We start from the raw sequence: 19,366 nt of genomic DNA on the forward strand, positions 1-19,366 counted from the left end.
CGCCCGGGCCACTATGATGATCGAATGACCAATTCCCTTTCCGACGCTTCATCACGCGTGGGTGCAGGACTCCGGATCGGTGTACTGGCTCTCCAAGGCGACTTCCGCGAACACATCCACGCCGTCGAGGCTGCAGGGGCCACCGGCATCGGCATACGCCGCCCGGCCGAGCTCGATGACATCGACGGCCTGATCATCCCGGGCGGCGAGTCCACGACGATAGACAAGCTTGCAAGGATCTTCGAGGTGGCGGACCCTTTGCGCAAACGCATCGCGGATGGCCTTCCCGTCTACGGGTCCTGTGCCGGAATGATCCTGCTGGCCAACGAAATCGCCGACCCCGCCACCGATCTGGACGGCAACCCCCAGCAGACGTTCGGTGGCCTGGACATCACTGTCCGCCGCAATGCCTTCGGCAGGCAGCGCGAATCCTTCGAAACGGACCTGGACTTCAAAGGCCTCGACTTCAGCGCAGGGGAGTCCGGCGTCGATCCTGTCCATGCCGTCTTCATCCGCGGACCCTGGGTGGAGCGCGTTGGGCCCGACGTCGAAGTGCTGGCCCAGGTGGACCCCGACCATGCCAGCCACACGGCCACTTTGCATGGATTGGCTAGAATTGTTGCAGTGCGCTCCGGCCACCTGCTGGCAACCTCCTTCCATCCGGAAGTGACGGGCGAGAAGCGCGTGCATGAACTCTTTATTCGAATGATCAGAGGAGAAGCGTAAAGCATGTCAGGCCACTCCAAATGGGCGACCACCAAGCACAAGAAAGCCGTCATTGACGCCCGGCGTGCAAAGTCGTTCGCAAAGCTGATCAAGAACATCGAAGTTGCGGCCCGCATGGGTGGCCCGGACCTCGCCGGCAACCCTGGCCTGGAACTTGCGGTCACCAAGGCCAAGAAGACCTCGGTCCCCAACGACAACATCGACCGTGCCATCAAGCGCGGCGCCGGGCTCACTGGTGAAGTGGTTGACTACACCGAGATCATGTACGAGGCCCGTGGCCCCCAGGGCTCTGCCGTCCTGATCGAATGTCTGACGGACAACAAGAACCGCGCCGCTTCCGAGGTCCGGCTCGCGATCTCCCGCAACGGCGGTACCATTGCCGATCCCGGCTCAGTCAGCTACTTGTTCACCCGCAAGGGCGTCGTGGTCCTGCCGAAGAACGGCCTCAGCGAGGACGACATCCTCATGGCTGTGCTCGAAGCCGGCGCCGAAGAGGTCAAGGACAGCGGCGACAACTGGGAAATCCACTCCGAGCCCTCGGACCTCCAGGCCATCCGCGATGCTTTGAAGGAAGCCGGGATCGACTACGAGACCGACGAAGCCGAGTTCGTTCCTTCCATGCAGGTTGACCTGGACGTGGACGGCGCCAAGAAGTTCATGAAGCTGGTTGATGCGCTTGAGGACCTGGACGATGTCCAGAACGTCTACAGCAACGCGGACTTCAGCGAGGAAGTGCAAGCAGCCCTCGACGCCGAATAGGTCGGGGCAAGGCATCACATCCACAACAAACAGGAAGGCCCGGACTTGACTCTTCGCGTATTGGGAGTCGATCCGGGCCTTACCCGTTGCGGGATCGGCGTGGTGGACATCGAGCGGAACCGCCGGGCCACCATGGTCGCTGTGGGAGTCGTGGGAACGTCCGCCGAATTGACGCTTGACAGGCGCTTGCTGGTCATCGCCCAGGCAATCGATGAATGGTTGGACCTCCATGAACCGGATGTGGTGGCCGTGGAGCGTGTGTTCTCACAGATGAACGTCAGTACAGTCATGGGCGTGGCGCAGGCATCCGGCGTGGTCATAGCTGCTGCGGCGCGCCGGGGCATTCCCGTCGCCATGCACACCCCATCGGAAGTGAAGGCCGCTGTCACTGGCAGCGGCAATGCCAACAAAGAGGCCGTCACCAAACTGGTCACCAAGATCCTTCGTTTGGACGCTCCACCCAAGCCCGCCGACGCGGCGGACGCTTTGGCATTGGCGCTGACCCATGCGTGGCGCGCAGGGGGCGCCACGGGATCTCCCTCCGCCACAGGGCAGTCCTCGTTGACTCCCGCCCAGAAGGCCTGGGCGGAAGCCGAAGCCAAGGCGCGGCGCGGTCGGTGAATTCCGGCTGTCCTTGCTAGGGTATTCGTAGATATGTTCGGATAATTACAGGAGCCGGGTCTTGATCAGTTTTCTTCGTGGAACGGTTGCCCACGTTGGCTTGTCCACCGCAGTGATCGACCTCAATGGTGCAGGCATGAGCGTCTACGCTACGCCGCAGACGTTGAGCCACCTCAAGGTGGGCGATGAAGCCAAGCTCTTCACGTCCATGATTGTCAGGGAGGACTCCCTGACCCTGTTCGGGTTCGCCGACGATGACGAACGCGAGGTTTTCGATGTCCTCCTGGGCGTCAGCGGCGTAGGGCCCCGGCTGGCGTTGGCCGTTCTCGCAGTCCACGAGCCGGAGGCCATCAGGGTGGCAGCGCACACAGGTGACACCAAAGCCTTCACCAAGGTCCCGGGCATTGGCCCGAAGGTGGCCGGTCGCCTCGTCCTGGAGCTGGCCGGCAAGCTGGTTCCGCATGGAACCGGGACTTCGAACGCTCCTGCCGCGCAGCTGAGCGCCGAGTGGAAGCCCCAGGTGGTTGCTGCCATGACCAGCCTGGGCTGGTCCGAAAAGGATGCCACGGGCAGCATCGACAGGGCCATGGCCGACTCCCCGGAGTTGGTGGATTCCGGCAACGTCGCACAGATTCTCCGGGCCACGCTGCGTTGGCTGGGGCAGGACGGCGCACGTGCAGGTAACCGCGTAGGCAGCCGTGGCTGAGCAATCCCTCGTCGCGGGGGGAGAGGAGCCGGAAGAGCGGGTTATTGAAGCCGCGCTCCGACCCAAGAACCTGCATGATTTTGTGGGCCAGCACCGCGTCCGCAAACAGTTGTCCCTGGTATTGGAAGCTTCCCGCATGCGGGGTCGGAGCGCAGACCACGTGCTCCTTTCCGGCCCTCCCGGCCTTGGCAAAACCACTCTGGCCATGATCATTGCCGCTGAAATGAACGCACCGTTGCGCATCAGCAGCGGTCCCGCCATCCAGCACGCCGGCGACCTTGCGGCCATCCTCTCTTCCTTGTCCGAGGGAGAGGTCTTGTTCCTGGACGAAATCCACCGCATGTCCCGGCCCGCCGAGGAAATGTTGTACATGGCCATGGAAGACTTCCGGGTGGACATCGTGGTGGGCAAGGGGGCCGGGGCCACGGCCATCCCGCTGGAGCTGCCGCCGTTCACCTTGGTGGGAGCCACTACGCGGGCCGGACTCCTCCCGGGGCCGCTCCGCGACCGCTTTGGCTTCACCGGGCACCTCGAGTTCTATTCGGTGCCGGAACTCGAGCTCGTCCTTCGCCGCTCGGCCGGCCTGCTGGACTTGAAAGTTAATTCAGCCGGGTTTACCGAGATCGCAGGCCGCTCCCGTGGAACACCGCGCATCGCCAACCGGTTGCTCCGGCGCGTGCGGGACTGGGCGCTGGTCCACGGCATCGAGCAGATTGACGCACGCTCGGCCGCAGCGGCCCTGGACATGTACGAAGTCGACCAGCGGGGACTTGACCGCTTGGACCGCTCGGTTCTGGAAGCCTTGATCACAAAGTTCAACGGTGGTCCCGTCGGCCTCTCCACGCTCGCCATCGCCGTCGGGGAGGAACCGGAGACCGTCGAGACGGTCGCGGAACCCTACCTTGTCAGGGAAGGCCTGATGGGGCGGACGCCGCGGGGGCGCATAGCCATGGCAGCCGCTTGGACGCATTTGGGTTACGCGGTGCCTGCGGGGGTGTTCGGCCAAGAGCAGTTCACATTGTTCGAAGACGATGAAAACAACGCTGAGAGCGTAGACACCATCGGTTAACACGCTCCGTTCAGAATTTCCCTCTAGACTGGTATGACGCTCGGCACAGGACGTTGCCGTGAACAAAACGTAAGTACAGAACGGAACTTCCCTGTGGATCCAATGACCATATTGCTGTTCGTCATGCTTGGCCTCTTTGTCTTCATGATGTTCCGCCGCAACAAGAAGACCCAGCAGCAGCAGGCCGAGATGCAGTCGAAGTTTGCACCCGGTGTTGACGTCATGACCAGCTTCGGACTGTTTGGCCGCATCGTGTCCATCGACGAAGCCGAGAACAAGGTTGTCATCGAGCTCTCCCCGGGCAACGAAGCCACGGTCCACCGCCAGGCCGTCACCAAGGTGGTCGACAAGCCTGAAGAGGAAGCTCCGGTTGTGCCGGACGACGCTTCTTCCCTCACTGTTGCCGAGACCGAAAGTCCGGCCGCTACAGAGACGCCCGAGGAAACCATCGCGCGCCTCAACAAAGAGGACAAGAAGGACAACTAGCACCGTCAGTCGCGGTAACGCCGCGCACGTTAACTTCTAAGGCAGCGGAAAGCCGCCGGCAGACGCTTACCAGCGTTGGCCGGCGGCTGTCCGGCGATAACAGGAAGATCGATTAATGGCACGGACCGGCCCCAAAAATTCAGCCCGCAGGGTGCTGACCTGGCTTGGAGCAATTTTCGTTGTATTGACCGCCGTCCTCGGTGGTGGTGTCATATCTGGCCACGCCAGCTGGGCTCCCAAACTCGCCTTGGACCTTGAGGGTGGAACCCAGATGATCCTGGCGCCCAAGGTGGAAGGTGCCAGCGACATCAATGAGGAGCAGCTCAACCAGGCGGTAGCGATCATCCGCCAGCGCGTTGACGGCTCAGGCGTTGCCGAAGCGGAAATCAGCACCCAGTCGGGCCGCAACGTTGTGGTCAGCCTGCCGGGCACTCCGTCCAAGGAGACGCGCGACCTCATCCAGGCCTCGGCGGACATGAACTTCCGGCCCGTCATAACTTATGGCGATCCTGCTGCGGTTCCCGCCGAATCCCGTACTCCGGACGATCAGCTGAACAAGCCGACTGCGGAGCCGGCCAACGCGAGCGACCCCAATTGGGTCACCCCCGAGGTCCAGAAGGAATTCGAGGCGCTGGACTGCGTGAATCCGTCAACGGAGAAGCGCGACCGTTCCGATCCTGCCAAGCCCCTGGTGACGTGCGAGGCTGCAACGGACAAGACTCCGGCCGTAAAGTACATCCTTGGACCCGTGGAGGTCAAAGGCCAGGATATTGCCGATTCCACTTTCTCCCAGGTGCAGGGCGCGCAGGGAACGGTGACCAACTCCTGGGGCGTCAACATCGTCTTCAACGGTGACGCAACGGAGAAATTCAAGCAGGTTACCGAGCGCCTCAACCAGTACTACGTGGCTGCGCAGGCGCAGGGTACCGATGACCCCAAGTCGCAGTTCGCCATCGTCTTGGACGACAAGGTCATTTCGGCTCCCCGGGCCCTGGCAGTCATCACCGATGGCCGTCCGCAGATCACCGGTAACTTCACCCAGGCCACTGCCAAGGCCCTGTCCGACCAGCTCCGCTATGGTGCGTTGCCCATCAGCTTCGAGATCCAGTCACAGGAACAGATCTCGGCGACCCTCGGTGGGGACCAGCTTCGCCTTGGTCTGTTGGCAGGCCTGATTGGCCTTGCGCTGGTTGTTGTCTATTCGCTGTTCCAGTATCGCGCCCTTGGCTTTGTGACGGTTGCCTCGCTCGTTGTGGCCGGCGCCCTCACCTATCTCGCCATCGCCATTCTGGGCTGGACCGAGAATTACAGGCTTTCCCTTGCAGGTGTTGCAGGTTTGATCGTCGCCATCGGCCAGACGGCAGACTCCTTCATTGTCTACTTCGAACGCATCCGCGATGAGCTCCGGGAAGGCCGCGGCCTGGTGTCCGCCGTCGAGAACGGCTGGAAGCGCGCCAAGCGGACCGTCCTGGCGTCCAAGGCCGTCAACCTTCTTGCCGCCTTGGTCCTCTACTTCGTGGCCGTAGGCAACGTCCGTGGCTTCGCGTTCACCTTGGGCCTCACGGCAGTTGCCGACCTCATTGTGGTCTTCATGTTTACGCACCCCACCCTGCAGGTCCTGGCCCGCACCAAGTTCTTCGGGGAAGGACACCGCTTCTCGGGTCTGTCGCCTGACCGCCTGGGAGCCGTCCCGCTGTACCGCGGCGCCGGACGCCTCCGGGATCCCGCTGACAAGCCGGCCAACGTCCGGGCCCGCAATGCAGGTGCTGCCGCCGAAGCGGAACGCCGCATGACCATCGCCGAACGGCGCCTCGCCGAGAAGGGCCAGCTCACTGGCACCTCCAACGGCACCAAGGAGGAGAAGTAATGACAACGAGCTTCGCAACCTTCGGCTATGAGCTCTACACCGGCAAACGTTCGTACAACTTTGTCGATTCCAAGAAGATCTGGTTCACCATCGCGGCCGTCGCCGTGGTCCTGTCGATCCTCATTCCCGTGCTCAAGGGCGGCTTCAATCTGGGTATCGAGTTCCGCGGCGGTTCGGAGTTCACCGTTTCCAATGTGAAGACCACCGATGCCGCCCTCGGTGAGAAGGCAGTCCACGACGTCGTTGCCGGTGCGATCCCGCGCGTGGCGAATGTCGCGGGCAACACCATGCGCATCCAGACGGACCAGCTGACCGATGATGAAACCAACCGCATCAAGGATGGCCTCACCAGCGCCTACGGCGTCACCGAGAACGAGGTCACGTCCAACTTCGTCGGCCCCACGTGGGGCCAGGACGTCACACGGCAGGCGCTGATTGGCCTGATCGTGTTCGTGGGCCTGGCTGCCGTCCTTATGGCGTTGTACTTCAGGACCTGGAAGATGTCGCTGTCCGCCTTGGTGGGCATGCTCGTCACCATGTTTACGACGGCGGGCGTCTACGCCTTGAGCGACTTTGAAGTGACGCCGTCGGCCATCATCGGATTCCTTACTGTCCTCAGTTACTCCCTGTACGACACCGTGGTGGTTTTCGACAAGATCCGGGAAAACACCGCGGACATCGGGACGTCTTCCCGACGGACCTTCGCCGAAGAAGTGAACCTTGCCGTGAACCAAACCCTGGTCCGCTCCATCAACACCATGATGGTGGCCGTTCTTCCAGTTGCAGCGATCCTCTTTATCGGTGCCGGCCTCCTCGGCGCAGGTACCCTGCGGGACCTTTCGCTCGCCTTGTTCGTGGGTATCCTGATCGGTACCGCGGCAACGATTTTCATCGCTGCGCCGCTCTACGCCTGGCTGCGCCAGGGCGAGCCGGAGCTCGTGAAGCAGGCCAAGAAGGTCTCCCACCGCCGGGCCGAGGCTGCTGTCCCCAGCGTCTAGGAAACCGTTGCGTTGCAAGAGCCGGGCACCTGCTTCACTGCAGGTGCCCGGCTCTTTGACTTGCTGCTGCTTCCGTCATGTGCTGCCGGGTTGCGGAAGCATTCGCTTCCGGGAATAGACTGGGAGAATTAAATCGGTCGTGAGGGGTACTTCTGTGGAAGAACGTGCGACGTCGGCACCACCGGCGGGCGGGGAAGACGGTCACAGTTCAGTGGCGGTTCCAGCAACAAGCGTGGCTGGACGGGCTGCCGCTGTCCCGGTTGACGTCCCCGGTGCGCGTCCCACTTTCCCCGGCCGACGCGAACGTACACGCTCCCGACTGGCCCGCCTGACCGGTCGAGGCGTCGCGCCGTACTCTCCGATCCTGGAACCCTTGCTGCGGACCGTGCGGGCCAACAACCCGAAAGAGGACTTCGACCTCATCCAGCGGGCCTTTGCCGTGGCGGAGCGCAGCCACCAGGGGCAGAAGCGCAAGAGTGGCGATCCGTACATCACCCACCCCGTAGCCGTCGCCACCATCCTGGCGGAGCTCGGCATGACCGGTACCACCTTGGCCGCAGCGCTTCTCCATGACACTGTGGAGGACACCCCTTACACGCTGGCCGACCTGACCCGCGACTTCGGCCCGGAGGTGGCCATGCTCGTGGATGGCGTCACCAAGCTGGACAAGGTCAGCTTCGGTGAGGCGGCCCAATCCGAGACCGTCCGCAAGATGGTGGTCGCCATGGCCAAGGACATTCGTGTCCTGATGATCAAGCTGGCGGACCGCCTCCACAACGCCCGCACCTGGCGGTTCGTGTCCGCCGAATCCTCCTCCCGCAAGGCACGGGAGACGCTGGAGATCTTCGCTCCGTTGGCTCACCGCCTGGGCATGAACACCATCAAATGGGAACTCGAGGACTTGTCCTTCGCGGCGCTCTATCCCAAGGTGTACGAGGAAATCGTCCGGATGGTCGGTGACCGCACGCCCGAGCGCGAGAAGAGCCTCAGCGTCATCCGGAACCAGATTGCCGATGACCTCCGCACGGCGCGGATCAAAGCGACCATTACCGGGCGCCCCAAGCATTACTACTCCATCTACCAGAAGATGATCGTCCGGGATAAGGACTTTGACGACATCAACGACCTCATGGGCGTGCGTGTCCTGGTGGATTCCGTCCGGGACTGTTACGCAGCCCTGGGCACCTTGCATTCGCGATGGAACCCCCTGCCGGGCCGGTTCAAGGACTACATCGCGATGCCCAAGTTCAACATGTACCAATCCCTGCATACCACCGTGATCGGTCCGGGCGGCAAACCCGTGGAGATCCAGATCCGGACCCACGAGATGCATCGCCGGGCGGAATACGGTGTGGCCGCGCACTGGAAGTACAAAGACCAGCCCAACCGCACGGCCGTCGGTCCGGGCAGTCCCCGTGACGGGGACATGGGATGGCTGCGGTCGCTGGTGGACTGGCAACAAGAGACCTCCGATCCCGGCGAGTTCCTCGACTCCCTGCGGTATGAGATCAACGCACGTGAAGTGTTTGTCTTTACGCCCAAGGGTGAGGTCATGGCCCTCCCCGCGGGATCCACACCCGTGGACTTCGCGTATGCCGTCCACACCGAAGTCGGCCACAGGACCATCGGTGCCCGGGTCAACGGCAAGCTCGTGCCGCTCAACAGCGAATTGAACCATGGCGACTGGGTGGAGATCTTCACCTCCAAGGCCGAGGGCGCAGGCCCCAGCCAGGATTGGCAACATTTCGTCAAGTCCGCCAGGGCCCGTAACAAGATCCGCCAGTGGTTCAGCAAGGAACGCCGCGAAGAGGCCATCGACCGCGGCAAGGACATGCTGACGCGGGCAATGCGCAAACAGAACCTGCCGCTGCAGCGCCTCATGACCCACGACGCATTGTCGTCAGTGGCCGAGGATTTCCACTACGTTGACATCTCAGGCCTGTACGCCGGCGTCGGGGACGGGCACACGTCTGCGCAGTCGGTCATGGAAAAGCTCATGGAGCAGCTTGGCGGGCATGAGACGCCGGACGAGGACCTCGACGAGGTCAGCATTCCGACCCAGGTGGCCAAGTCCAAGTTCTCCGATTCCGGCGTCATTGTGCGCGGTGTGGGCGATGTGTGGGTCAAGCTGGCCCGTTGTTGCACTCCCGTTCCGCCGGACCCCATCCTTGGGTTCGTGACGCGGGGCTCGGGCGTGTCAGTCCACAGGACGGACTGCACGAACGTTGCCGGTCTCCGGGACCAGCCTGACAGGATCGTGGAAGTGGAGTGGGCTCCCACGCAGTCCAGCGTCTTCCTGGTGGAAATCCAGGTGGAGGCACTGGACCGGAAGTCGCTCCTCTCCGACGTCACCCGGGTCCTTTCGGACAACCACGTCAACATCCTTGCAGCCTCGGTCCACACGTCCAGCGACAGGGTGGCCATTTCCAGGTTCGCGTTCGAAATGGGCGACCCGAAGTACCTGCACCACGTCCTGAGCGCGGTCCGTCGCATCGACGGAGTCTTTGACGTTTACCGGACTACGGGCAACAGGCGCCGCAGCTAGCTGCCCTCCAGCCTGGAAAGGGTGGCAAGGGCGCGTTTCTTGTGCGGGACCCGGGGCGCGGCCTGAACCGCCAAGGTAACCAGGCGGAGCCGGACCCCCAGGTCAGGCTTTTCCATGAGTTGAGTCAGCGCCGGGAGGGCCTGTTCGGCTTCGACGTGCAAGGCGATGTCAGCTGCCGTCCGCAGAGGGCTGCTGACAAGCAGTCCGCCAAGACTGACCACATCAAACTGGCCAAGCTTGACTTCGTGCAGGCTGCATCCTCCCGCGCCACGGATGCTTGAGATGCGGTGCTTCGCGTCCACGAGCAGCGTGAGGTTCCTTGGCGGCCTGGCACAACCGTAGATCCATGCCGCCGTCAGCCTGCCGGCCACCACCTTGGTCCGCATGCGCTCGGGCACAGCCAGCGCAGCAGCGCGGGCCCTGAGCCTGGGAGTGACCGCGGATCCCGGCGCGGCGTAGCTCTTTCCGTACAGGGCGGACAGGATTCCATCCGATGCCATGCTCTGGAGTTCGGGCCAGGTAAAGATGCGACGGGCTGAGTAGAGCTCATGAAGCACGGGCTCTTGCAAATGCGGGGCTGTGACAGCGGGGACCATCCATTGATCATTTCCTGCGCCCCGAAACGAGTACAGGCCCCGTATCGGTTATGTGGATAACCGATACGGGGCCCGCCGTTTGGGCAAATCCTAGGCGAGGTCGCTTGCCGAGCGCTGGATCTGGTCCAGCCATGCCTGCCTGGCCTCGAGGGCTTCGCGGGCAGCGTTGATGCGACGCTGGTCTCCTGCCTTTTCAGCCTTCACCAGATCCTCCTTGAGGCTTGCGATGGCCGACTCAAGCTGCGAGAGTGCGCTGTTGGTGCGGGCCTTGGTTTCCGGGTTGCTCCGGCGCCACTTCTCGTCTTCGGCTTCCCGGACGGCGTCCTCCACCTTGCGCAGGCCGGCTTCGATGCGGCCCATGTCGGCACGGGGCACCTTTCCGGCGTCTTCCCAACGGTCGCGGATGGCCTGCAGGGCCTTCTTGGCGGCGTTCAGGTCGTTGATCGGCAGGAGCGCCTGGGCTTCGGCCACCAGCTCTTCCTTGACAGCCAGGTTGGCTGTGTATTCCTGGTCGATCTGGTCGTTGGCAGCCTGGCGGTTGCTGAAGAAGACGTCCTGCGCAGCACGGAAGCGGGTCCAAAGGGCGTCGTCATCCTTGCGGCTGGCGCGCGGGGTGGCCTTCCACTGGTCCATGAGGCGGCGGTACTCACCTGCGGCGTAGCCCCAGTCCGTCGAGGACGAGAGGGCCTCGGCCTCGGCGATCAGAGCTTCCTTGGCGGCCTTCGCAGCAGAGTTGTTGCTGTCCAGCTGCGAGAAGTAGGCGCGGCGGTGGCGGTCGAAGACAGTGCGTGCAGATCGGAAGCGCTTCCACAGGGCGTCCTCGTTGCTGCGTCCCAACCGGACACCGCTCTTCTGCGCGGCCTTCCAGGTCTCGAAGAGCTCGTTCATGCGGGCGCTTGAGGTCTTCCACTGGATCTGGGCAGGATCCTGTCCGGCGATGGACTCGGCCTCAGCAACGATCGCCTCACGGGCTGCGAGCTCGTTGGCCCGGACGGCGTCGTGCGCTGCCTTCTCCGACTGTTCCAGCTCCACGATCTGGGCGGACAGCGTGTCCAGGCGTGCCTCAGCTGAGCGGATGTCGCCCACCATGTTGCGTTCGGCAAGCTGTTCGCGGAGGTGGGCGACGGTCTTCTGCATGTCCGTGGCCGGGGCCTTGGACTCCACACGGTGCTCCAGCAGCACTATCTGGGCGATCACGTCGTCGAACTTCCGGGCGAAGTACCCCAGGGCCTCATCCGGGCTGACACCGGGGTATTGGCCTACGGCGAGTTCCTCGCCATCGAGTGTGAGGAACACATGGCCGTCGCCCTCTGCGCGGCCCCACTTGGCGGCTTCCGCGAGGGACGCCGCAGACACTGCCGGTGCGGCAGGCACGACGGCGGCGGGCGCCTTGGGGCGTGCTGCGAAGGCAGCGGGGGAGGGGGCCGGGCGGGGCGCAGCAGGCTTGGCTTCCGGCGAGGTGGTTTCGACGTCCTGCGTCTCTTCCTGTCCGCTGCCTTCGGTCGCCTCGACGGCTTCCTGGTCGGTCACTGCTGCTGTTTCGTCGGATTTCTGACTATCTGTCACCGCTAAAAGTCTTTCGCTTGGAGGGACTGCTAAAGGTCATGCACTTCCGGCCGGGGCCGGGAGTCGGTTACTTCAGTGAAAAAGAGTCTATCGTGACAGGTGCCACAGGGGCGCCGTCGTTGTTGGCCGCGCCCGCCTTGAGCCCGGCTGAGGCAATCTTGGTGATGACATCCAGGCCGCTGGTCACCTTGCCCACCACGGTGTAACCACCAGCGGAGTCGGAGGGAATCAAGGTGTCCTTATAGACGATGAAGAACTGGTGGCCGTTGCCGTAGGCGTTGTTGCCGCTCCGGGCGATGGCGATGGTCCCTGCCGGGTATTTGTTGTCGGCAGGCGTGTTTTCCAGCGGACCCCAGCGGTAGTCCGGGTCGTCGGCTCCGTCTTCGGCCTTGGCACCACATTGCAACAGGCCGAAGGTGTCCGAGGTGGTGAGCCGGTGGCAGAAAGCGCCGCCGTAATAGCCGGAGTCGGCAAGCGATTTCAGGACCGCAGCAGCCTGCGGCGCGGTGGTTCCATCGATCTGGACGCCCACCACTCCGCTGTTCAAGGTCAGTTCGCCCGTAAACGTCTTTCCAGCCGCGGTGTCGGCGCTGGGAACGTCTGCGCTGTTCGTAGCCGCCGGTGAAGCCGAGGGGGAGCTGAGTCCTTCTTGGGCTGCCGTATATTCCGCCTCCGTGGGATTGGAAGCGAAGACGGTCAGCTGGAGCACCACGGCGAGGACCAACGCTACGACGGCTGCGCTGATGGCTACGGCGTTGTCCCGCTTGCGCCGCTTCCCCTGCTGCTGCCGAAGGGCACGCTTGGCTTCCATCTGCCGGATGCGTCGTCTGGCCTCGCGGTCATCGCGCGACTTTGTTGCCAAGAGTCCTCCTGTTTGGGTCCATGTTCCAGGGCGGCCGAGGGGATCCGGGCATGCTGTATTAGAAGTGCACGCGAGGAAAGCATAAACTGGCTGCCGCACATAGTTTATGCATGACCGTCTGGACTCCTGCCCAATAAACGCTGAATGGATGTTTATTGCTGCGCTTTGAATTCCGGGGTCAGCTTTCTTCGAGGAGACTTTTCCACCATGGCACGTACCGCCTCCCTGTCCGGATTCCCCGAGTGGCTTCCCCAGGAGCGGTTGGTGGAGCTCCACGTCCTGGACACCTTGCGCAAGACGTTTGAACTGCATGGCTTCTCGTCGATTGAGACCCGGGCCGTGGAAACCGTGGGCCAGTTGCTCCGCAAGGGCGAAATCGACAAAGAGGTCTACGGGCTCAGCCGGCTCCAGGATGACGAGGGCGAACCTGCGAAAGCGGACCGGACCGATCCGAACGCCTTGGCCCTCCACTTCGACCTCACCGTTCCTTTCGCCCGCTACGTCGTGGAGAACGCCGGATACCTGGCCTTCCCGTTCCGCCGGTACCAGATCCAGAAGGTCTGGCGTGGCGAACGTCCGCAGGAGGGACGCGCCCGCGAGTTCACCCAGGCGGATATCGACGTCGTGGGCGACGGCGAGTTGCCCTTCCGCTATGACGTGGAAATCGCTTTGGTGATCGCCGAAGCCCTGAGTGCCCTGCCGATTCCGGACTTCCGGTTGCGGGTCAACAACCGCAAGCTGGCAGAGGGTTTCTATCGCGGCATCGGCCTGACGGATACGGCCGGCGTGCTGCGCAGCATCGACAAGCTCGAGAAGATCGGTGCAGAAAAGGTCGCGGGGCTGCTCAAGAGCGAACTCGGCGCCACGGACGAGCAAGCCGGCCTGGCCCTAAAGCTGGCGACGATCCGGACGGAGGACACTTCCTTCGTCGAGCAGGTCCGGGAGCTCGGCGTCAAGGATGATCTCCTCGACGAAGGATTGAGCGAGCTGGAACAGGTCATCGAAGCCGCGGTCCAGCGTGCCCCAGGCAAGGTGGTGGCCGATCTCAGCATCGCCCGCGGCCTGGACTACTACACCGGGACCGTCGTCGAAACCGTCCTTGTGGGCCACGAACAGCTCGGTTCGATTTGCTCCGGTGGCCGCTACGACGCCCTGGCCAGCAAGGGCAACCGCAAGTTCCCCGGCGTCGGCCTGTCCATCGGCGTGACCCGGCTCGTGTCCCGCATCCTGAGCCAGGAGTTCGCCGCGGCCACCCGCTCGGTGCCGACGGCCGTCCTGGTAGCACTCAACCACGACGACAGCTGGTCGGCGGCGCAGGACGTGGCCGCCCAGTTGCGCAGCCGGGGGATCGCGACGGAAGTAGCTGCCAGGGCAGAAAAGTTCGGCAAGCAGATCAAGTTCGCTGACCGCCGGGGCATTCCGTTTGTCTGGTTCACCGACGAAGACGGCAAGCACCAGGTCAAGGACATCCGTTCGGGCGAGCAAGTGGACGCGGACCCGGCAAGTTGGACGCCGTCGGACGAGGACCTCTACGTTCGCGTCACCACTGCCTGACCCTCCCCATAACGGGGCCGCGACCGGGGCGGGTAAACTCGGACGGGATTGTCTTTGCGGACACCCATCGAAAATTCATGCTGAAAGGAATGCTGTGCTGCGCACACATGACCTCGGATCACTCCGTTCCGAGCACATTGGACAAACCGTTACCCTGGCCGGCTGGGTGGGCCGCCGCCGTGATCACGGTGGTGTGGCATTCGTCGACCTGCGTGACGCGTCGGGTGTTGCACAGGTGGTTGTCCGTGAAGAAGAAGTTTTCCACGGGCTGCGGAACGAGTACGTCCTGCAGGTGACGGGAACCGTCAACAAACGTCCCGAAGGCAACGAGAACCCTGCCCTTGCCACGGGCGACATCGAGGTCATTGCTGACAAGGTGGTGATCCTCAACACTTCCGATCCGTTGCCATTCCAGATCGACGAGCACGTGGAAGTCGGCGAGGAAGCACGCCTCAAGCACCGGTACCTGGACCTCCGCCGCCCGGGCCCTGCCCGCAACATCCGTCTCCGCTCCGAGGCCAACCGTGTGGCCCGTGACCTGCTGCACCAGCGTGGTTACGTCGAGATCGAAACACCCACGCTGACGCGTTCGACGCCGGAAGGCGCCCGCGACTTCGTTGTTCCGGCACGCCTGGCCCCGGGTTCCTGGTACGCCCTTCCGCAGTCGCCGCAGCTCTTCAAGCAGCTCCTGCAGGTGGGCGGCTTCGAGAAGTACTACCAGATTGCCCGGTGCTACCGCGATGAAGACTTCCGCGCGGACCGCCAGCCGGAGTTCACCCAGCTGGACATCGAAGCCAGCTTCGTGGACCAGGACGACATCATCGATCTCGGTGAAGGCATCGTCAAGGCACTCTGGCAGCTGATCGACGTCGAGGTCCCCACGCCGATCCGCCGCATGACCTACCTCGACGCCATGGCACGGTACGGCTCGGACAAGCCGGACCTGCGCTTCGGCCAGGAACTGACTGAACTGACGGAGTTCTTCAAGGACACCAACTTCGGTGTGTTCAAGGCTCCCTACGTGGGTGCCGTCGTCATGCCTGGTGGAGCATCACAGGCCCGTCGCGCCCTGGACGCCTGGCAGGAATGGGCCAAGCAGCGTGGAGCCAAGGGCCTTGCCTACGTCCTGTATAAGGAAGACGGCGAACTGGCCGGTCCGGTGGCGAAGAACCTCACGGAGCAGGAGCGCGCAGGGCTTGCCGACGCCGTTGGCGCGAAGCCGGGCGACTGCATCTTCTTTGCCGCAGGCGAGAAGTCCGCGTCGCGTGCACTGCTGGGCGCGGCACGCGTGGAGATCGGCCACCGTACCGGCCTCATCGACCCCAACGACTGGGCCTTCGTCTGGATCGTTGATGCGCCCATGTTCGAACCCGCTGCTGCGGCAGTAGCCTCCGGGGATGTTGCAGTCGGCGCCGGCCAGTGGACGGCCGTGCACCACGCCTTTACTTCGCCGAAGCCCGAGTTCCTGGACACGTTCGACCAGGACCCGGAATCGGCGTTGTCCTATGCATACGACATCGTCTGCAACGGAAACGAGATCGGCGGCGGATCCATCCGTATCCACCAGGCCGACATCCAAGAGCGGGTCTTCAAGCTGATGGGCCTGGACAAGGAAGATGCCGAGACCAAGTTCGGCTTCCTGCTTGAAGGATTCAAGTACGGCGCGCCTCCGCACGGCGGCATCGCCCTTGGCTGGGACCGCGTGGTGGCGCTGCTGGCTGGTGTCGAGTCCATCCGGGATGTCATCGCCTTCCCCAAGACCGGCAACGGCTTCGACCCCCTGACCGCCGCTCCCGCACCGATCACGGCGCAGCAGCGCAAGGAAGCCGGCGTGGACTTCAAGCCCCAGGCCAAGCCGGCCGCCAAGGTGGAGGCCACCACCGAGTAAAGTTCCGCTTCGAAGGCCCCCCGTGCGCGGGGGGCCTTCGACGTTTCCCGCAAGCGTTGTATCCGTGGTGAAAAGGTGTGTGAAGCATGCTGGACCAGTCCTCGATCGAAACCCTCATGGACAAGGCCTGGCCGTCCCTTGACCGGGAAGAATCAGGTGCTTGGGTGCTGAGGGCGTCTGAGGGCGTGACACAGCGGGCCAATTCGGTGTGGCCGCGCGGATTGTCCGCTGCCGCGGATGGCATGGATCTGGTCGCGGCCGTCCATGATGCCTCCGACTGGTACCGTCGCCGCCGTCTTCCGTTGATCTTCCAGGTCTTCGAAGACGCCCGCAGTGCCGTGCTAAACGATGTCCTGGACAGTTTGCGCTTCACCCGCCAGTCGGCCACGCACATCATGGTGCGCACAACCGCAAGCCTGCCATCGGCTGTGGAAGGCCGGGTTGAATTGTCGCCGGAGCCTTCCGAAGAGTGGATGGATTTGTGGTGGTCGGTGGACGGGCGCGGCGGGGACCGGGAACTTGGGATCGCCCGCAGTATCCTTTCCGGCTGCCCGTCGGTCTACGCCCTGGTGCGGGACAGCGATGGCCGGCCCGCCGCCGTCGGACGTCTTGCGTTGGCCGACGGCTGGGGCGGTCTGTACAGCATGGCGACGTCGGAGGGGCACCGCAGGCGCGGATTCGCCAGCGAGGTCCTGGCGGCCCTGCTCACTGAAGGTGGACGTCTGGGGCTCGACGGCTTCTGGTTGCTGGTGACCGCTGCGAACCACGGCGCGCAAGCACTGTACCGAGGCGCCGGTTTCGTGGACCACGGCAGCTACCTGTACCGCCAGGCACCGTTGCAGCGAGCACAGACCGGCTGCTAGGACTCACTCCGGAGGGTCGGTGACAGTGATGCGGATGGAGCAGGCATCCGTGGCTGCCCTGGGGAGCGCGGCCGTTTTGGGGTCCTGAACGTCCAGGAAAGCAAGCCGGGTCAGTTGGGCCCAGGCCTGCGCTGCCGGGGCGCTGAGGACGTGGTCCACCAGCGCCCGGTCGCCGCCGGGCACGATGTACTCGATGCGGTGCGGACCAAAGATCTTTTCCATGTGTTCGGCAGCGGCATCAACCAGGGCATCCGCTTGGTTGGAACGCCGCCGCGCATACCGCTGCTGGGACTGCCCGCCCGCCGACGTCCGCGATTGGACATAACGGTTGCCGCTTTTCGAGGCAAGGATCTTGCTGCCGTTGGCTGCGGCAATGGCAAAGCCGCCGCGGCGCACCAGGACAATGCCCAGGCCGCGTTCCTGCGTGGCGAGGGAGACCAAGCGCTCCACGTTGGTGTTGCCCCGTCCCGGGCGACCGTCGATGGGCCACGGTGCCCTGAGGAGTGCGGTTGCACGGTCGTCCGCACGCAGGATGATGCCGTCGTCGTCGAAATCCTCTTCCACCGCACCGTGGCTGGCGGCGAAGCGATCCACCCAGCCCTTGAGCCGCGACGCCGGAACCAAGGCCGTCCGGCTGGTGCCGCGTGGCTCCGGTTGTTGAGGGCTGGTTACGGGCCGGTCCACGTCGATGTCTCCTTTGCTGGAACTATGAGTAGCCTATCCATGTGGAAGATCTCTTTGGTGCCGGTGCTGTCAACGACGACGAGTCGGAGGACGTGCCTGCCGCCGGGGGATCCTCCGATGCCAACTGGATGGCATCGCAGCGCAGTCCGTTGGCGGTCCGCATGCGTCCGAGGACCTTGGATGATGTTGTGGGCCAACAGCATTTGTTGGGCCAGGGCTCTCCCTTGCGGCAGCTGGCTGCGGGGGCTGAGGCTTCCGGGCCCGCCGGACCGAGCTCAGTGATTCTCTGGGGTCCGCCAGGTACCGGAAAGACGACGCTCGCGCATGTCATCGCCAAGGGTCCGGGACGGAAGTTCGTGGAACTCTCCGCAATCACCGCAGGTGTCAAGGACGTGCGCCGCGTGATGGACGAGGCCTTGACCGCGAGGGACCTCTACAAAAAGACCACCGTGCTGTTCCTGGATGAGATCCACCGCTTCAACAAGGCCCAGCAGGATGCTTTGCTTCCCGGCGTGGAGAACCGTTGGGTGGTGCTCGTTGCCGCCACCACGGAGAACCCGTCGTTCTCCGTGGTTTCGCCGCTGCTGTCCCGTTCCCTGTTGTTGACGTTGAAGCCGCTGACCGATGACGACATTTCGGGGCTCCTCCAGCGCGCTGTGCTGGATGCGCGTGGACTCGGCGGAAGGGTGGAACTGAGCCAGGAAGCATTGGAGCATTTGGTCCGCCTGTCCGGTGGCGACGCCCGGAGGGCGCTGACGGCATTGGAGGCCGCTGCCGGAGTCGCTTTCGGCGACAGCACCGCCGTCGACGGTGCAGAAACGGACGACGGCGAACCTGGACTTGCGGACGACGGCGCACCGGACGCTCCGGTACTGGTGGAACTGCGGCACACCGAGCGGGCGCTGGACGCCGCTGCGGTCCGGTACGACCGGGCCGGGGACCAGCACTACGACGTTGCCAGTGCTTTCATCAAGTCGATCAGGGGTTCGGACGTGGACGCATCCCTGCACTATCTGGCGCGCATGCTGGAGGCGGGGGAGGACCCCCGGTTCGTGGTGCGGCGCATCGTCATCTCCGCGGCAGAGGACATTGGCATGGCCGATCCCACCGCGCTGCAGACAGCCGTGGCGGCCGCGCAAGCTGTTCAGTTGATTGGCATGCCGGAAGGCCGGATCATCCTCGCTGAAGCCGTGGTGCACCTGGCGACGGCTCCCAAGTCCAATGCCGCCTACATGGGAATCAACAAGGCCATTGCCGATGTCCGGGCAGGATTCGGTGGCGGCATTCCCATGCACTTGCGTGACGCCCACTATCCGGGTGCGAAACAATTGGGCCACGGCCAGAGCTACAAGTACGCCCACGACGAGCCGCACGGCGTGGCCACCCAGCAGTATCCGCCCGACGACCTGGTGGGCAAGGACTATTACGTGCCCACCAACAATGGCGCCGAGCGGGAAATCGCTCCGAGGCTTGAACGGCTCCGCAAGATCATCCGCGGGCAGTAACCCGCTGTTGGTCCGGGTCCGGCGACCCCCGGTGCATGGTAGGATTGATCTTCGTCTGGCATGACCCGACG

At 63.8% G+C, this 19,366-nt stretch carries 17 protein-coding genes; 13 read left to right on the forward strand and 4 right to left on the reverse strand.

The annotated features are described in order from the left end of the window. Positions 1 to 24 precede the first annotated feature (24 nt). From pdxT to ACFVSJ_RS12850, 9 genes are all read left to right on the forward strand, one after another. A complete protein-coding gene (gene pdxT, locus ACFVSJ_RS12810; RefSeq protein ID WP_387437172.1) occupies positions 25 to 726 on the forward strand; it encodes a pyridoxal 5'-phosphate synthase glutaminase subunit PdxT in 702 nt (233 codons plus the stop codon). Between the two features lie 3 nt (positions 727 to 729). Then, a complete protein-coding gene (locus ACFVSJ_RS12815; RefSeq protein WP_387437173.1) occupies positions 730 to 1,485 on the forward strand; it encodes a YebC/PmpR family DNA-binding transcriptional regulator in 756 nt (251 codons plus the stop codon). Positions 1,486 to 1,530: 45 nt separating this feature from the next. Further along, positions 1,531 to 2,106, forward strand: a complete 576-nt coding sequence (gene ruvC / locus ACFVSJ_RS12820; protein WP_387437174.1) for a crossover junction endodeoxyribonuclease RuvC — start codon at positions 1,531 to 1,533, stop codon at positions 2,104 to 2,106. A gap of 61 nt (positions 2,107 to 2,167) precedes the next feature. Continuing rightward, positions 2,168 to 2,812 (forward strand): Holliday junction branch migration protein RuvA, encoded by a 645-nt coding sequence (gene ruvA / locus ACFVSJ_RS12825; RefSeq protein WP_387437175.1) that lies wholly within the window; start codon positions 2,168 to 2,170, stop codon positions 2,810 to 2,812. Beyond that, positions 2,805 to 3,881: a Holliday junction branch migration DNA helicase RuvB gene (gene ruvB / locus ACFVSJ_RS12830; RefSeq protein WP_387437176.1), complete on the forward strand. Its 1,077-nt coding sequence runs from the start codon at positions 2,805 to 2,807 to the stop codon at positions 3,879 to 3,881. Before ruvA ends, ruvB begins: the two co-directional genes overlap by 8 nt. A 102-nt stretch (positions 3,882 to 3,983) precedes the next feature. Next, positions 3,984 to 4,367: a preprotein translocase subunit YajC gene (yajC, locus tag ACFVSJ_RS12835; RefSeq protein WP_387437177.1), complete on the forward strand. Its 384-nt coding sequence runs from the start codon at positions 3,984 to 3,986 to the stop codon at positions 4,365 to 4,367. A gap of 115 nt (positions 4,368 to 4,482) precedes the next feature. After that, on the forward strand, positions 4,483 to 6,234 hold the full coding sequence (gene secD, locus ACFVSJ_RS12840) for a protein translocase subunit SecD (protein ID WP_387437178.1): 1,752 nt from the start codon (positions 4,483 to 4,485) through the stop codon (positions 6,232 to 6,234). Beyond that, positions 6,234 to 7,232, forward strand: coding sequence for a protein translocase subunit SecF (gene secF / locus ACFVSJ_RS12845; RefSeq protein ID WP_387437179.1), 999 nt, complete (start codon positions 6,234 to 6,236; stop codon positions 7,230 to 7,232). Before secD ends, secF begins: the two co-directional genes overlap by 1 nt. A 154-nt stretch (positions 7,233 to 7,386) precedes the next feature. Further along, positions 7,387 to 9,777, forward strand: a complete 2,391-nt coding sequence (locus tag ACFVSJ_RS12850) for a RelA/SpoT family protein (RefSeq protein WP_387437350.1) — start codon at positions 7,387 to 7,389, stop codon at positions 9,775 to 9,777. On the opposite strand, the gene ACFVSJ_RS12855 is transcribed toward ACFVSJ_RS12850, so the two are convergent. The 3 genes from ACFVSJ_RS12855 to ACFVSJ_RS12865 form a co-directional block, all read right to left on the reverse strand. Further along, positions 9,774 to 10,373, reverse strand: a complete 600-nt coding sequence (locus ACFVSJ_RS12855; protein ID WP_387437180.1) for a hypothetical protein — start codon at positions 10,371 to 10,373, stop codon at positions 9,774 to 9,776. The two genes, ACFVSJ_RS12850 and ACFVSJ_RS12855, sit on opposite strands and share 4 nt — an antisense overlap. Positions 10,374 to 10,463: 90 nt before the next feature. After that, entirely contained in the window at positions 10,464 to 11,939 is a 1,476-nt protein-coding gene (locus tag ACFVSJ_RS12860) for a DUF349 domain-containing protein (protein WP_387437181.1), read from the reverse strand. 67 nt (positions 11,940 to 12,006) lie between these two features. Next, complete coding sequence (locus ACFVSJ_RS12865; protein ID WP_387437182.1) at positions 12,007 to 12,801, reverse strand: peptidylprolyl isomerase; 795 nt, start codon at positions 12,799 to 12,801, stop codon at positions 12,007 to 12,009. A gap of 207 nt (positions 12,802 to 13,008) precedes the next feature. On the opposite strand from ACFVSJ_RS12865, the gene hisS reads away from it, so the two are divergent. The 3 genes from hisS (at position 13,009) to ACFVSJ_RS12880 (ending at position 17,106) form a co-directional block, all read left to right on the forward strand. Then, entirely contained in the window at positions 13,009 to 14,355 is a 1,347-nt protein-coding gene (gene hisS, locus ACFVSJ_RS12870) for a histidine--tRNA ligase (protein WP_387437183.1), read from the forward strand. A 94-nt stretch (positions 14,356 to 14,449) separates the two neighbouring features. Further along, positions 14,450 to 16,243: an aspartate--tRNA ligase gene (aspS, locus tag ACFVSJ_RS12875; protein ID WP_387437184.1), complete on the forward strand. Its 1,794-nt coding sequence runs from the start codon at positions 14,450 to 14,452 to the stop codon at positions 16,241 to 16,243. 86 nt (positions 16,244 to 16,329) lie between these two features. Further along, positions 16,330 to 17,106: a GNAT family N-acetyltransferase gene (locus tag ACFVSJ_RS12880; RefSeq protein ID WP_387437185.1), complete on the forward strand. Its 777-nt coding sequence runs from the start codon at positions 16,330 to 16,332 to the stop codon at positions 17,104 to 17,106. Between the two features lie 3 nt (positions 17,107 to 17,109). Here ACFVSJ_RS12880 and ACFVSJ_RS12885 read toward each other — a convergent pair whose 3' ends face one another. Further along, positions 17,110 to 17,790: an acVLRF1 family peptidyl-tRNA hydrolase gene (locus ACFVSJ_RS12885; RefSeq protein WP_387437186.1), complete on the reverse strand. Its 681-nt coding sequence runs from the start codon at positions 17,788 to 17,790 to the stop codon at positions 17,110 to 17,112. A 41-nt stretch (positions 17,791 to 17,831) separates the two neighbouring features. On the opposite strand from ACFVSJ_RS12885, the gene ACFVSJ_RS12890 reads away from it, so the two are divergent. Further along, positions 17,832 to 19,295, forward strand: coding sequence for a replication-associated recombination protein A (locus ACFVSJ_RS12890; RefSeq protein WP_387437187.1), 1,464 nt, complete (start codon positions 17,832 to 17,834; stop codon positions 19,293 to 19,295). Positions 19,296 to 19,366: the final 71 nt, after the last annotated feature.

The sequence above is a fragment of the Paenarthrobacter sp. NPDC058040 genome (assembly GCF_042885775.1).
Classification (GTDB): Bacteria; Actinomycetota; Actinomycetes; order Actinomycetales; family Micrococcaceae; genus Arthrobacter.